Annotated in this window: 13 protein-coding genes, 1 pseudogene and 2 riboswitches; of the genes and pseudogenes, 12 read left to right on the top strand and 2 right to left on the bottom strand. The window is 36.6% G+C overall.

From position 1 onward, the window contains the following. From RTL21_RS22615 to RTL21_RS22580, 8 genes and pseudogenes are all read left to right on the top strand, one after another. Positions 1 to 455, top strand: a pseudogene (locus RTL21_RS22615) (3-deoxy-8-phosphooctulonate synthase); the annotation flags it as partial. 18 nt (positions 456 to 473) lie between these two features. Next, on the top strand, positions 474 to 1,457 hold the full coding sequence (locus RTL21_RS22610) for a KpsF/GutQ family sugar-phosphate isomerase (RefSeq protein ID WP_312099369.1): 984 nt from the start codon (positions 474 to 476) through the stop codon (positions 1,455 to 1,457). 8 nt (positions 1,458 to 1,465) lie between these two features. Further along, the gene (locus RTL21_RS22605; protein ID WP_312099368.1) at positions 1,466 to 1,987 is read left to right on the top strand and encodes a KdsC family phosphatase; all 522 of its coding nucleotides are present in this window, start codon (positions 1,466 to 1,468) and stop codon (positions 1,985 to 1,987) included. A gap of 432 nt (positions 1,988 to 2,419) precedes the next feature. After that, positions 2,420 to 2,529: riboswitch (SAM riboswitch) on the top strand. 144 nt (positions 2,530 to 2,673) lie between these two features. Then, positions 2,674 to 3,690, top strand: coding sequence for a methionine ABC transporter ATP-binding protein (locus RTL21_RS22600; protein WP_312099367.1), 1,017 nt, complete (start codon positions 2,674 to 2,676; stop codon positions 3,688 to 3,690). Beyond that, positions 3,690 to 4,352: a methionine ABC transporter permease gene (locus RTL21_RS22595; protein WP_312099365.1), complete on the top strand. Its 663-nt coding sequence runs from the start codon at positions 3,690 to 3,692 to the stop codon at positions 4,350 to 4,352. Before RTL21_RS22600 ends, RTL21_RS22595 begins: the two co-directional genes overlap by 1 nt. Positions 4,353 to 4,436: 84 nt before the next feature. Continuing rightward, positions 4,437 to 5,294, top strand: a complete 858-nt coding sequence (locus RTL21_RS22590) for a MetQ/NlpA family ABC transporter substrate-binding protein (protein WP_312099363.1) — start codon at positions 4,437 to 4,439, stop codon at positions 5,292 to 5,294. A 14-nt stretch (positions 5,295 to 5,308) separates the two neighbouring features. After that, positions 5,309 to 6,517 (top strand): M20 family metallopeptidase, encoded by a 1,209-nt coding sequence (locus RTL21_RS22585; protein ID WP_312099361.1) that lies wholly within the window; start codon positions 5,309 to 5,311, stop codon positions 6,515 to 6,517. A gap of 316 nt (positions 6,518 to 6,833) precedes the next feature. Continuing rightward, a complete protein-coding gene (locus RTL21_RS22580) occupies positions 6,834 to 8,015 on the top strand; it encodes a NupC/NupG family nucleoside CNT transporter (protein ID WP_312099359.1) in 1,182 nt (393 codons plus the stop codon). Between the two features lie 33 nt (positions 8,016 to 8,048). Here RTL21_RS22580 and RTL21_RS22575 read toward each other — a convergent pair whose 3' ends face one another. Together RTL21_RS22575 and RTL21_RS22570 are read right to left on the bottom strand one after the other, a co-directional pair. Then, positions 8,049 to 8,465, bottom strand: coding sequence for a YkvA family protein (locus tag RTL21_RS22575; protein WP_312099357.1), 417 nt, complete (start codon positions 8,463 to 8,465; stop codon positions 8,049 to 8,051). Between the two features lie 90 nt (positions 8,466 to 8,555). Beyond that, entirely contained in the window at positions 8,556 to 8,747 is a 192-nt protein-coding gene (locus tag RTL21_RS22570) for a hypothetical protein (RefSeq protein WP_312099355.1), read from the bottom strand. A 37-nt stretch (positions 8,748 to 8,784) separates the two neighbouring features. Next, positions 8,785 to 8,890, bottom strand: a riboswitch (cyclic di-GMP riboswitch). A gap of 519 nt (positions 8,891 to 9,409) precedes the next feature. Between RTL21_RS22570 and RTL21_RS22565 the strand changes: the two genes are divergently transcribed. The 4 genes from RTL21_RS22565 (at position 9,410) to RTL21_RS22550 (ending at position 14,002) form a co-directional block, all read left to right on the top strand. Next, the gene (locus RTL21_RS22565; protein ID WP_312099353.1) at positions 9,410 to 11,104 is read left to right on the top strand and encodes a spore germination protein; all 1,695 of its coding nucleotides are present in this window, start codon (positions 9,410 to 9,412) and stop codon (positions 11,102 to 11,104) included. After that, positions 11,101 to 12,315 (top strand): Ger(x)C family spore germination protein, encoded by a 1,215-nt coding sequence (locus RTL21_RS22560; RefSeq protein ID WP_312099351.1) that lies wholly within the window; start codon positions 11,101 to 11,103, stop codon positions 12,313 to 12,315. The genes RTL21_RS22565 and RTL21_RS22560 overlap by 4 nt, the downstream gene beginning before the upstream one ends. Continuing rightward, positions 12,315 to 13,424 carry a GerAB/ArcD/ProY family transporter gene (locus RTL21_RS22555; protein WP_312099350.1) on the top strand — a complete coding sequence of 370 codons (1,110 nt, stop codon included), beginning with the start codon at positions 12,315 to 12,317 and terminating at the stop codon, positions 13,422 to 13,424. The genes RTL21_RS22560 and RTL21_RS22555 overlap by 1 nt, the downstream gene beginning before the upstream one ends. Positions 13,425 to 13,513: 89 nt before the next feature. After that, positions 13,514 to 14,002, top strand: a complete 489-nt coding sequence (locus tag RTL21_RS22550; RefSeq protein WP_396954493.1) for a hypothetical protein — start codon at positions 13,514 to 13,516, stop codon at positions 14,000 to 14,002. Positions 14,003 to 14,086 lie beyond the last annotated feature (84 nt).

The raw sequence follows: 14,086 nt of genomic DNA, 5'->3' as shown, positions 1-14,086 counted from the left end.
TGGTAGCGGCAGCAGAAACAGGAAAAATTGTGAATGTGAAAAAGGGACAGTTTTTGGCACCGTGGGATATGAAAAATGTTGTTACTAAATTAAGGGAGAGTGGAAATGAACAGATTCTATTAACAGAACGAGGTTCTACATTTGGCTATAATAATTTAGTAGTGGATATGCGATCCCTTGTTACGATGAAAGAATTAGGAGTACCAGTTGTTTTTGATGCAACACATAGTGTACAAATACCTGGTGGTAATGGAACAACGACTGGTGGGAAAAGAGAGTTTGTTCCATATTTATCGAGAGCAGCTGCGGCAGTGGGGATTTCTTCGATTTTTATGGAGGTTCATCCAAATCCTGATGAAGCAATGTCAGATGGACCTAATATGGTGAAATTAGCGGATCTAGAGGAAGTGTTAAAGCCCATCGTGGAGATTGATGCCCTGGTGAAAAGTCTGTAAGAATGGGAGTGGTTTATTATGCAAGAAATTAATTTGCCGAAATTCGACTATACAGATACACTAGCAACCGTTCTAGAAAAAGAAGCAAAGGCAATATTGGATTTAAGAGATATGTTGGATGAGTCAATAGAAGATGCTATTCATTTAATTTTATCCTGTAAAGGGAAAGTGGTAGTTACAGGAATTGGGAAATCAGGTATTATTGCTAGAAAGATACAGGCGACTTTCTCAAGCACAGGGACGCCATCTTGTTTTTTGCATCCGTCAGAAGGATTACATGGAGATTTAGGAATGGTGACTTCTGATGATATTGTGCTTGCTATTTCCAATAGTGGAGAAAGTGAGGAGGTATTAAGGTTACTACCATCCATTGAAACAATTGGAGCAAAGTTAATTGCCATTACGAAAAATATATTTTCCGCTTTAGCAATGAAAGCTGATGTTACTTTATGCTTAGGAGAGTTTGAAGAAGCTTGTCCGTTAGGTTTAGCACCAACAACAAGTACAACGGTAACCCTTGCCTTAGGAGATGCTATTGCTATTGCTTTATTGGAAGTACGAAAGTTTAGACCAGAGGATTTTGCTCTCTATCATCCGAATGGATCTTTAGGAAGAAAATTATTATTAAAGGTTGATGATATTATTTTTCATACGAGGAAAAATCCCATTGTCCATGAAGGCGATAAAGTAAAGGATGCTTTATTTGAGATGACAGATCAAGGACTAGGAGCAGCATCAATTGTAAATGAGAAAGAACAATTAATAGGCGTCCTGACAGACGGAGATATCCGCAGAGCATTTGCTCTCTCGATGGATGTTATGAATGAAAATGTCGAAAATTTAATTTCTGCTCCGTCCATTGTGATCGAAAAAGGTGCTTTAGCTGCTGAAGCCCTGCAATTAATGGAAGAGAAAGAAATTACCGTGCTGCCAATCGTTGATACCAATAATAAACCTGTTGGAATGCTCCATCTCCACGATTTAATGAAATTAGGTATATGAAGCAATTAATGAGGATTAAATTAATTGTATTAGACGTAGATGGTGTTCTTACAGATGGGAGATTATATATTGGGTCAGATGGTACGGAGTATAAGGCGTTTCATACGCAGGACGGTATGGGCATTAGCCTAGCTAAACAAGTTGGAATAAAGCTTGCTATTATAACAGGCAGACAGTCAGCGGCAGTTAGAACAAGAGCAGAAGAATTGAAATTTGACTATGTTTTTGAAGGAATTCACGATAAGTTAGAAACACTTCGGAAGATAATCGATGAAATAGGAATAGGGTTTGAGGAAGTGTGCTATATGGGTGATGACCTCAATGATATTCCTATTTTAACAAAGGTAGGATGGCCATGTGCTCCCCACAATGCGATTGACATTGTAAAAAATCAAGCAACATTTGTTACTGATTCAGACGGAGGAAATGGCGCAGTTCGAGAAATGATCGATTCTCTTCTTCTCCAAAAATATAGTCAAGAAGAAATAGTACAGCTTTTTTTATCAAAGAAAGCAAAGATAACACAATAGTAAGAAGGGGAAATGCGAATGGAAATAGCATTTCCTTTTTTTTATAAAAAATATTATTCCGATTAATTTGGTTTGTATTAAAGAGGTATTATTATATTTATATACATTTAGATTTGTAGGGATAAGGAGTTTTCATTATATTGATGAATTTTTATTAGAAATACTAAGTAGAGAATATACACGAGTAATCCTTTTGTATTATTATGCTGAAGAAGTAGAATGGCGAAGCGCTTAGTGTGAGCTTCACGGAAAGTGAAGTATATGCTAATTGTGGAAGTTAATAGGAATATGTTATATTAATATATCTTTTGACGGAAAAATTTTTAAGTAGGAATTTAGTAAAAAAACAAAAAAGATAAAAACGTTGTTGACAATTTATTTAACTGGTTATATAGTTGTTATCAAATCTTACAAAATTAAATAAAAACATTTTTCTTATCCAGAGAGACGGAGGGACAGGCCCGAAGAAGTCTCGGCAGCGGATTTATTGTAAATACCGTGCCAATTCCTGCAAATGCTATTTTGCATTTGAAAGATGAGAAAAAGTAGTTTCTTTGTCTTATAAAGGCCCTGCTTTTTCTTTCTGGAAAGAAGAAGCAGGGCCTTTTTGTATCTCCTTTTTGTATCTCCTAAAAGCCTGCTTCTTCTTTACAAGAGACTTATGTTTTATAGGAGTGGAAGGGCAAATGATTGAATTTCAGAAGGTAGTTAAGACCTTTAAGCTTGGCAGTCGCGAAGTAAATGCGGTAAAGAATGTATCGATATCGATCGCACAAGGTGAGATTTTTGGGATTATTGGTTTCAGTGGAGCAGGGAAAAGTACATTATTACGACTTGTCAATTTATTAGAAACGCCGACAAACGGAAATATACAAGTTCAAGGGGTAGATGTTGCATCCCTGTCTCAAAAAGAGATTCGCAAGCTTCGCAGAAGAATCGGCATGATTTTTCAAAACTTTAATCTCTTTTCATCTCGTACGGTAGCAGGCAATGTAGCCTACCCGTTAAAACTTGCTGGAGTACCGAAAAAAGAAATAAAAGAAAGAGTGGCGGAGCTTTTGCAATTTGTCGGTTTATCCGATAAAGCAGACGATTATCCAGAACAACTATCAGGGGGCCAAAAACAACGGGTTGGAATTGCACGAGCTCTTGCAACTTCTCCAGATATATTAATTTGTGATGAGGCAACATCAGCACTTGATCCTGATACAACTGGTGAAATACTGCGTCTATTAAAAAAGGTAAATAAGGATCTTGGGATTACGATTCTATTAATCACTCACGAAATGCATGTTATACAGGAAATATGTGATCGAGTAGCAGTAATGGAAAATGGAGAAGTAATCGAGGATGGTTCTGTATTTGAAGTATTCACTAATCCAAAGCATCCTACGACACAGCGTTTTATCCAGTCAGTACAGCAAGATCGTCCTTCTGATACCTTGTTAGCCGAATGGAGGAATAAGGGCGGCAAACAGTTATACAGGGTAATTTTTAAAGGGGAGATAGCAAGTGACCCTGTCCTTTCAAAGATTACAAGAAGGTTTAATGTTGATGTAAATATCGTTTATGGGTCTGTTCGTGAGTTACAGGAAAAGTTTTACGGGAATCTTCTCGTATCCTTTGAGGGAAGCCAGGAAAATATTTTGTCTGTACTTAAGGAATTAGAAACATTAGTAACGGTTGAGGAGGTGCTTGTTTAATGAAGGTCGATTGGAATACTTTTTGGCCACGCATTGTGGAATCAACAGGGGAAACAATTTTAATGGTTATCATGACTCTTATCTTAGGCTCCATTTTAGGAATCACGATTGGTTTACTCCTTTATGTGACAAGGAAGGGGAATATTTTGGAAAATAAATTAGTTTTCCGTTTACTCAATATCCTGATTAATATTATCCGTCCTATTCCATTTATTATTTTTCTAGTAGCAATTAGCCCATTAACGAGAGCGATTGTTGGTACAACGATTGGGACATGGGCAGCGATATTCCCAATGACCATTGCAGCCTGCTTTGGAATTGCGAGAGTAGTAGAAAATAATTTAGTCAGTATTGATCCAGGTGTTATTGAAGCCGCTAAAGCGATGGGAGCAAGTCCTTTGCAAATCATTTTTACAGTATTAATTCCTGAAGCATTAGGACCACTTATTCTTGGTCTAACCTTTGTGACGATCAGCTTAATCGATTTTTCTGCGATGGCTGGTACAGTCGGAGGCGGCGGACTGGGGCATGTGGCAATGACATATGGTTACCAACGCTTTGATGGAAGTGTCATGCTTGTTACCGTTATAATTCTTATCATTCTTGTACAAATTGCTCAATGGATTGGAAATACATTATCAAGAAAAATAATGAGACGTTAAGGGGAGTATTACTTTAACGAACAGATTTTTGTAACTATATAATGTTAAATTTATACAAATTTTACTTATTAAGGAGAATGTGCGATGAAAAAATATTTTGCTATTTTACTATTATTAACAACAATTTGGGCACTTGCTGCATGTGGGTCAGACAGTGCATCTGGCAAAGATAAAACAGTGAAGGTGAAAATAGGTGTAACTGGATCAGATGGAGAGGTTTGGCCAATTTTGAAAGAAAAGGCGAAAGCAGAAGGAATTGAAATTGAGCTAGTTGAGTTTTCGGACTATACATTGCCAAATCAAGCTTTAGAAAATGGAGATATCGATATTAATTCGTTTCAGCATATTGCTTTTTTAAGTCAATTTAATGAAGAAAATAAAACCGATTTAACGCCAATAGGAGCAACTGTTATTGCACCTATGGGAATCTATTCAGAAAAGGTGAAAGATGTAAGTGAAATTAAAGAAGGCGACAAAATTGCTATTCCGGACGATCCATCTAACCAAGCACGTGCACTAAAATTACTTGAATCAGCAGGATTAATTACATTAGCAGATGACTTTGGATTATTTGGAGATCCATCGAAAATTGCCGAGAATCCAAAAAATCTAGAAATCTTGCCAATTGTTGCCCAACAAACTCCAAGAGTGTTGCCGGATGTTGCAGCATCTGTAATCAATAATGGTGTTGCCGGTCAAGCTGGATTTGATCCTGTGAAAGATCCAATTTACTTAGAGGATGCAAAGGATGAAAATACATTGCCATATGTAAATGTTTTTGCAGCACGCACAAAGGATGCAAATAATGAAACATATCAGAAAATTGTAGAGCTGTACCATGAAGCAGATGTAATTAAAGCAGTTGAAGCGGATACAAATGGTGGCTCCATTGTAGTAGACATTCCAAAAGATGAGTTAGAAACTCAATTTAAAGGACTTTAAGGAGGAGAAGAAAAATGAGCAATACTTTATCTGGTCTTGATCTTATTCACGAATCCATTCAAACAAATAAAGAACTTTATATTGAAACGAGTCAATTGATTCATGCAAACCCTGAAATTGGCAATCAAGAATTTTTTGCAAGTAAAAAGCATGTAGATATTCTAACAAATGCAGGATTTAAAGTGGAAATTGCAGTTGCTGGTCACGAAACATCCTTTTATGCAGTAAAAGACAGCGGAATATCTGGTCCATCGATTGCTTTTCTTGCTGAGTATGATGCGCTTCCTGGTTTAGGGCATGCTTGTGGTCATAATATTATTGGAACAACGAGTGTAGCAGCTGGAATTGCACTTTCTCAAACTCTTTCTGAAACAGGTGGAAGAGTCGTAGTTCTAGGGACTCCAGCTGAAGAGGGCGGTCCAAATGGAAGTGCGAAAGGAAGCTTTGTGAAACATGGTTATTTAAAGGATGTTGATGTTGCTTTAATGATTCATCCTTCTGGCCAAACATCGTTAACAAGTGAAACACTTGCAGTGGATCCTCTGGATTTTCATTTTTATGGGAAATCGGCACATGCATCAGGTTCACCAGAGAAAGGTATCAATGCCCTTGATGCGGTGATTCAATTGTTTGTTGGCATAAATGCCCTTAGACAACAGCTTCCAGATGATGTTCGAATTCATGGGATTATCACAAACGGGGGAGATGCACCAAATATCATTCCAGAATATGCGTCTGCACGATTCTATATTCGAGCAGAAACGTGGAAGAAAACAGAGGAAGTTGCTACGAAAGTTCGTGCCATCGCTGAGGGGGCTGCCCTTGCAACTGGTGCAACTGTTAAAGTGGAAAGATTCCAAAATGAAGTGAAGGATTTTGTATTAAATCCCATTTTAGATGAGGTATTAAAAGAGGAATTAGAGGCAGTTGGAGAAACAGTCGTAACAGAAAAATCTCGCGGAAAAGGTTCGACCGATGCTGGTAATATTAGTTATGAAGTACCAACTGCACACCCTCATATTAAAATTGGACCAGATGATTTAATTGCTCATACGAATGAATTTAGAGAAGCAGCAAAATCTCCAATTGGAGATGCTGCCCTAATTAAAGGGGCACAGGCACTTGCTGCAACGGGATATCGCTTGCTTTCAGATAGTGTCCTGTTAAACAGGGTGAATAAAGCTTTTGAAGCAGCAAAGAGAGAAAAGGAAGTTTCAATTTAAGGGAAAAGTAGAATATATAGTAGAAAAAAAGCAAGTTTAGGTGTTATTTCCTAAACTTGCTTTTTTTAGTATGGGATAGTATTTGGAATGATGGAAATTAAATATATTTAGATAATATTTAGAAAGATTTAAAAATTATTAATTTAAACAAGTATTCAATTAAAGGATGACAATGCCCTAAATATAAGGTAACATTTAAAGCTGTATATCTATTTATAATGTATTAACAATGTTTTTTAAAACATATTAACTATATTGAGATAGTTTTATATGGAAGAAAGGATTGTTATTGCTTCTTATTTAGGAGGAATTTTTTATGTCAATTTTAGTTGGGATATTAGGTATTATCGTAACGATAGCTATCGCCTTTTTATTATCAAATGATAAAAAAGGGATTAACTTTAAAGCTATTATCGTATTATTTGTGCTTGAGTTTATCGTTGCACTTATCATGTTTAAAACCACTGTTGGGCTGAAAATTGTAGAAGCTACATCTAATGGAGTATCTACTGTGCTTAATTATGGGTATGAAGGTGTTAATTTTGTTACCGGAGGATTAGTTCCTGAAGGTGGAAGTGTCTTTTTTATAAATGTGCTAATGCTCATCATTTTTACTTCTACTTTATTATCTTTATTAACTCATATAAAAATATTGCCGCTAGCCATTAAATATATTGGGGGAGCATTGGCGAAAATTACAGGGTTATCAAAGGTTGTTACATTCAACAGCATTAACTCTATCTTTTTTGGACAATCTGAATCGTTGATTGCAATTAAATCGCATTTAGAATCAATGAATGCTAATAAATTATTTATTGTTTGTACATCTGCTATGGCGTCTGTTTCTGCATCCATTATGGGGGCATATATGGAAATGATTCCAGCAGAATTTGTACTAGCAGCAATGATTTTAAACGCATTATCTGCTTTAATTATTGGAACATTAGTTGCGCCTATTTCAAAAGAAGAAGATGAAATAATTAACGTTAAAGATGTTTCGAATACAAATTCTGTATTTGGTGCAATTTCTGCAGGTGCATTAGATGGAGGTAGAGTCGCATTAATTGTTGCGGCAATGCTAGTAGCTTATGTCGGTTTACTTGCTTTAATTGATGGCTTCTTTTCAAGTGTTTTTGGTGTCGGATTTACAGATTTATTAGGTTATGTGTTTGCACCGATCGCTTGGATCATGGGAATTCCTGTTAGTGAGATTGTCACAGCTGGTTCGGTTATGGGAACAAAATTAGCTGCTAATGAATTTGTAGCAATGCTGCAATTTCAGCCATTAATTGGAGAACTTTCAGCTAAAACAGTAGGAATTGTCTCTACATTTCTTGTTTCTTTTGCAAACTTCTCTAGTATTGGAATTATTGCTGGATCTATTCAGGCGATTAATGCGAAGAAAGCTGATATCGTTGCTAAATTTGGTTTGAAAATGTTATTAACAGCAACATTAGCTTCTGTTTTAACAGCAACCATCGTAGGATTATTTCTATAATAAAGAAAAAAGGGACTGTTTTAGTCCCTTTTTTTAGTGAATTTCTTTATTTAATTTTTTATCAATTTCAGCTGTATCCACTTTGCTGCCAAACCATTCCGCAAGCTTTGCTTTTGCTTTTGTTTTGATATCATCGTCAATATACATCGCCACTTGAAATAATGCGATTCCTAATGCTCCTAAATCATCTGTGTAGCCTATGCCTACTAGAAAATCAGGTATTAAATCAATTGGTAGGATAAAATAGCCTAAAGCTCCAATAATAGTAACCTTTATTTTTTTAGGGACACTTGGTTTTTGTAAGGTGTAATACAAAAGTAAAACCGCATAAACGACAGAGGAACCTGCTTTTTTACCAAACCTCGCAAGTTTTTTCCAAAACTTTTCCTCGGAATAATGCTTTCCTGCTACAGCTATTTCTTGTTCTAATTTCTCTTTTGAATCTTCCATTATGAAATCTCCTTTCCTAATGGTTTCCAAGCCTATTCTTATAATGATTATATGACCTGGATTCAAATAAGTAAAATGTTTACCTATCGATTAGATAAATTTTCCAACAAAAGAAAGGAAAATACGAAGCCAACCAAAAAAAGAAATCCATAATGGAATACTTATGAGTATGCCATAAAATAATCCTTTTCCTATATTTCCAGTTTCATGTGTATAAGAGATTTGTTCCTTTACAATCACTGGTTGCTTGATTAATAATTCGTCATTGTTTTCTTGTCTCATTTTTCTAGTCCCCTTCATCTGAATCGTCGAAGGTGTATTCGGTAGCTGGCTGGCAAGAGTAATGAATGATTGGAATCGAATCATACCCTGAAGCCCCTATAGCTTTGCGTCACCATTTTTCAATGATTTTGCCCTTTCGTCGATTAGTTAAATTATATACTTAAGATTAGTATGAAGTAGTTCATGCTGCCAGTATCTAAAGACCTATAGATGTTAGTCAACAGCAAAAATATTTAATAAATAGATGAATTTCGGCGAAAGATATAGGATAATACTCCTTTTTTTGTATATTATTTCAAAAAACGAAATAGGAGAAGATAGTATTTAAGATTTTATACCATTCTCACCTTTTTTAGTTTTCTTTTTCTTTTTCTTTCCCCATTTAATGATGGATTGTCCATTCATTAAGCCCCATATGATGACTGGGGACAATATATTAAATACAAAAACAAAAATAACAATAATCCACAAAAGCCATTCTGCGTTTATAACGTTTTTATATAGCCAGGTATGGTAAAAATTCAAAATATCTCCGCCTTTATATATGCTTCTTGTTTCTTTTTTATACGAAAAAAAAACCTTTTATACATTTTCCTGTTCTGGGAATAGAAAGTCCTTTAGTTGGTTATGAAGAATAATAGTAAAAAGTAAGGGTGGACGATATGGAAACAACAAGTAAAGACAAAAAGTTCACGGTGGATTTAGAAAAAAATATAGCTGAAATTAAAAACGAATTGGGAGATAGTGTTGACCTTGTAAAAAGGAAGATTTTCTTTTTGGGGAATAGGCAAGTTTCTTCGGTGCTTTTTTATATTGACGGGCTTGCTAGTGTAGAGCATGTGGAAAAAGTAATCGATGCCATGATGTATGAAGGAAATGAATTTATTAAAAGAAACCAATTAATGATTTCTGACCTTCAGACTTTGATTGAACAACATGTCTTAATGAACACTTCCTTTTCCACGACTGATGAAGTTGAAAGGGCGCTTGTAGCAATCCTTTCTGGAGATAGCATCCTTATAGTAGATGGATGTAAAAAAGTTTTTCATATCCAAACAAAGGGATGGGACACAAGAAGTGTTGACGAGCCGCAAACAGAACAGGTTGTCCGTGGGTCAAGAGATGGATTCACAGAAAATATACGGACAAATACCGCGTTAGTTAGAAGAAGAATCCGTGATCCGGAGCTGCGATTAGAAACAATGAGCATTGGATTACGCTCTAAAACCGATGTAAATATTGCATATATTAAAGGAACCGTTAAAAAGGGATTAGTAGAGGAAGTAAAGAAGCGGTTAAATGATATTAAAATTGATGGAATTTTGGAAAGTGGATATATAGAAGAAATGATTGCGGATTCTCCATTTTCCCCGTTTACAACTGTAATGAGTACAGAAAGACCAGATAAAGTAGCTTCTGCATTGTTAGAGGGAAGGGTAGCAATTTTTGTTGATAATACTCCATTTGTTTTAGTGGTCCCTACTTATTTCTGGCAATTTTTACAAGCAAGTGATGACTATTATATGGGATTTATGGCAGGGAGCTTTTTTCGTATCATTCGTTATATTGCCTTTGTGATTAGTCTCACGCTTACTTCCATTTATGTCATGTTAGTAAGCTTTCATCAAGAGATGATTCCGACTCCATTAGCATTAACCATCGCATCGGGGAGAGAAATAGTCCCTTTTCCGGTACTATTGGAAGCTTTATTAATGGAGATAACCTTTGAACTAATGCGAGAAGCAGGTCTCAGGATGCCAAAACCAGTTGGGCAGGCTGTAAGTATTGTAGGATCTCTTGTTATCGGACAGGCTGCTGTTCAGGCCGGAATTGTTTCTCCATTTATGGTAATTGTAGTAGCGGTTACGGGGATTTCATCCTTTGCGATACCTAATTACTCCGCCTCCTATTCTATACGATTAATCCGTTTTCCTTTATTAATTGCATCAGGCACATTAGGTTTGCTTGGGTTTTCTGTTATGTTTGCCCTATTAGCAATTCATGCACTAAGTATTCGTTCTTTTGGCGAATCTTATTTAGCTCCAGCAACTCCTTTTCAGCCAAATGATCAAAAGGATACACTCATTCGTTTTCCTTGGTGGGCAATGAAAAAAAGACCCCAACTTGCAGATGGAGACACCATTAAATTAGGGGATCATCAGAAGCCGAAGCCACCAAATAAGGTGAAAAATCCTATGGAGATGGGGAAAGACAATCAATCGGAATCAGAAGAAATAGATAAGAGTACACAAGGAGCTAAAGCAAAAGAAGAAAGCCAGGATAATGGCGATACATCGGGTCTGAAAAGATGGAAAAAGAAAAGTGAAGGCAATAAAGGAGCGAAAAGAAAGGAATGAAGCAAACCAATTTATTTATCATAATTATTTTTAGTTCCTTGCTATTAACTGCTTGTGCAGGCAAAAGAGAAATCAATGATCTTGCCCTGGTAATGGGAGTTGGGATTGATAAAGGATCAAAGGATGGAACAATAAAGGTTACAGCACAAGTTTCTAGACCAGGGGATGCCAGGGGGCAGACTGGTGCTCCTACCGGTCAATCCGGAGAAACTACATGGAATGTAGAAGGAGAGGGAGAGTCCATTTTTGAAGCGATTCGTAATTTGACTGCCATTTCATCACGAAGAGTTTTTTGGGCGCATAATTTTATTATTGTAATAAATGAAGAGGTAGCAAAAGAAGGTATTGGGGACATTATCGATTTCTTTACTAGAAATCCAGAGCTTCGAATGAGGACATTGATTGCTTTAACTCCCGATAAAGCGAGCGAAATAACGGCGACAATTACTAGTTTAGAAGTAATTCCTGGCGAAGCATTAAGTAAATTATTTCGATATACCAATATTTCAACCCTTGCCCCTCATACTGAAATAAAGGACCTATTAGCAGCTTATTTAAGTGATTCAACAGAGCCAATACTTGCAAGGATTTCTCTTGAAGAAAGGAAAATCGATAGTCTTAAACCAGAGGAAGGGGCAAAATTAAAACAGGTTGAGTTATCTGGGGCAGGTGTGTTTAATAACGATAAATTAGTAGGGATATTACAAGCCGATGAATTGCAAGGGGTCATTCTTTTTAGAGATAAGATAGATTCGGGAGTAGTGGTTGTTGCTTGTCCAAAAGAACCGAAGAGTGAGATAAGTGTCGAATTAAATAAGCAAAAGTTTGATGTGGACCCCATTTATAAGAATAATGAAGTTAGTTTTAATGCTAAACTAAATGCTACCGTTACTGTAGTAGAAGCAGGCTGTCCTTTTTCCGTAAGCGATAAAGAGCTCGTAGAGAAATTAGAAAAAGCTGTGGAAGCTAAGCTTAAAGAAGATATCAATAAGTCTATTTCGAAAATTCAAAAGGAATATAAGTCTGATGTATTAGAATTAGGAAAAGTATTTCAAAATGAATATCCGTATGAGTGGAAAACAATGAAGAAAGACTGGGCAAATATTTTTTCAACCGCAGAAGTAAATCTTAGTATTCATGCAAATGTAGAAAGTGGTTCATTATTATTCCAGCCTACAATATCAGGTAAAGAAGAAAGGAAGGAAAAATAATGAAGGTGCAGATAACTAATGGTATGTTAATGGCGTTGATTATCAATATGCTATATGCAAAATCGATCGGATTGACACAAGGAATAATGGCACGCGAAGTAAAAGGAGATATTTGGATTTCGACGTTCTTCTCCACTTTTCAGGGACTGTTATTAATAGCACTAATAGTTATTGTGATGAGACGTATACCTGAGGGGGATTTAATTGATCAATTTCACCGTATTTTAGGGAAATTTCCCGGGAAACTTGTCGCTATTTCTGTGTTCGTTTTTTTTGTGGGTGCATATGGAAGTATTATGGCAACATTCGTTTATCATTTAAGGGATTATTTCTTACCGGAGGCTCCTATTTTTTTATTTGTTATAGCTGCTTTCTTAATAGGAGTTTATGCGATTCATTTTGGGATTGAAGTGGTCGCTCGAATGGCTTTGATTGGAGTTTTCTCTATTATTGCTTTAAATATTTTGTTAATGCTTGGGTCTCTTAGTAATTTTGATATAAGAGAGCTTCTGCCGGTTTTTCAATCTGGCTTTAAAGAAACGGTATGGGCGAGTAGACACCATAATACTGATTATGCAATGGCTGCGATGATGGTTTGCATGATTCTTCCTTTAGTAAGGGATAAGCAGACCTGGATAAAATCTTCAACAGCAGGCGTTTTTTATGGAGGAATGATCATTGCTATGTGGCCAATCCTTGAAACAGGAGTACTAACAGCAGATGTAGCAGCCCAGTATATTGTTTCCTGTATGCAAATGGCAAGAAGTGCAGAAATTGGATTATTTATCCATCGTTACGAGATGATTATGATTGCATTTTTTGCATTATCGATTTTAACCCAAATTATTATGACCTTTCTCTGTTCATCAATTGCTGTGCAAAAACTATTGGGATTAAAAGATTACCGTCCGGTTATTCTTCCTGTAGGAGCCGTTTTGAGTGGCTCTTGTTACTGGCTGGTAAAGGATCATCATCGCGCTATGCATTTTATTGAAGGGCTATGGGTGTGGTTGAGTATTGGGACTGTTGTTGGGTTAGTTGTTATATTGTGGCTTGCTGGTTTTGTTTTTCGAAAGAAATGGAAAACAAATTATGAGGTCAAGCAATAGCCTCTAAAAGAGTGGGAATAATGGTAACCTTGCACCTCGCTTGGGCGAGATGCATAGAGTAATACATCAAAAACGAAAGGGGAAAAATGATGTATTTTCAGCCATATTATTCTTATTATGGACAACAAACTTATCCACAACACCAAAATAGAATTATTATCTCTCCAATTGGAGGAGGGACTGGGTTAAATCCTCCGCATTTACCACCTATTGGCGGAGGCGGATTGCCACCATTCTCAGGAGGAGAAATGCCACCATCTGTTCCTGGTGGACCTCCAGCTCATCCAGATGGACCACATTTTGGTGGAGGCGCAGATCATGGACCACCCACAACACCGCCACCATCTTTTACACCACAATTAACTCATTCACATGGAAATACTTTGGCTATTGAATCTGGATCAATGAGACCTTGTCTATTCCGCTTTACGTATGTTTGGCTAGAGAATGGTCGAGGTTTTTGGTTCTATCCAACTTTTGTCGGACGCCATTCTATCGCAGGATACCGCTGGCGAATGAATCGTTGGTCTTATTATGGCACAGATACTAACCGGATCAGTTCTTTTCAGTGTTCTTAAGATAGAAGGGAGGTGACCTTGCAAAGGTCACCTCCCTCTATAAATGTTGATTTATCAACGGTTTGACCCGTTGGTGGGGTGTCA

This window comes from Niallia sp., assembly GCF_031978665.1.
Classification (GTDB): domain Bacteria; phylum Bacillota; class Bacilli; order Bacillales; family Cytobacillaceae; genus Niallia.
The sequence above is the reverse complement of the archived record's forward strand: the minus strand, read 5'-3'. Positions and strand labels throughout refer to the sequence as shown.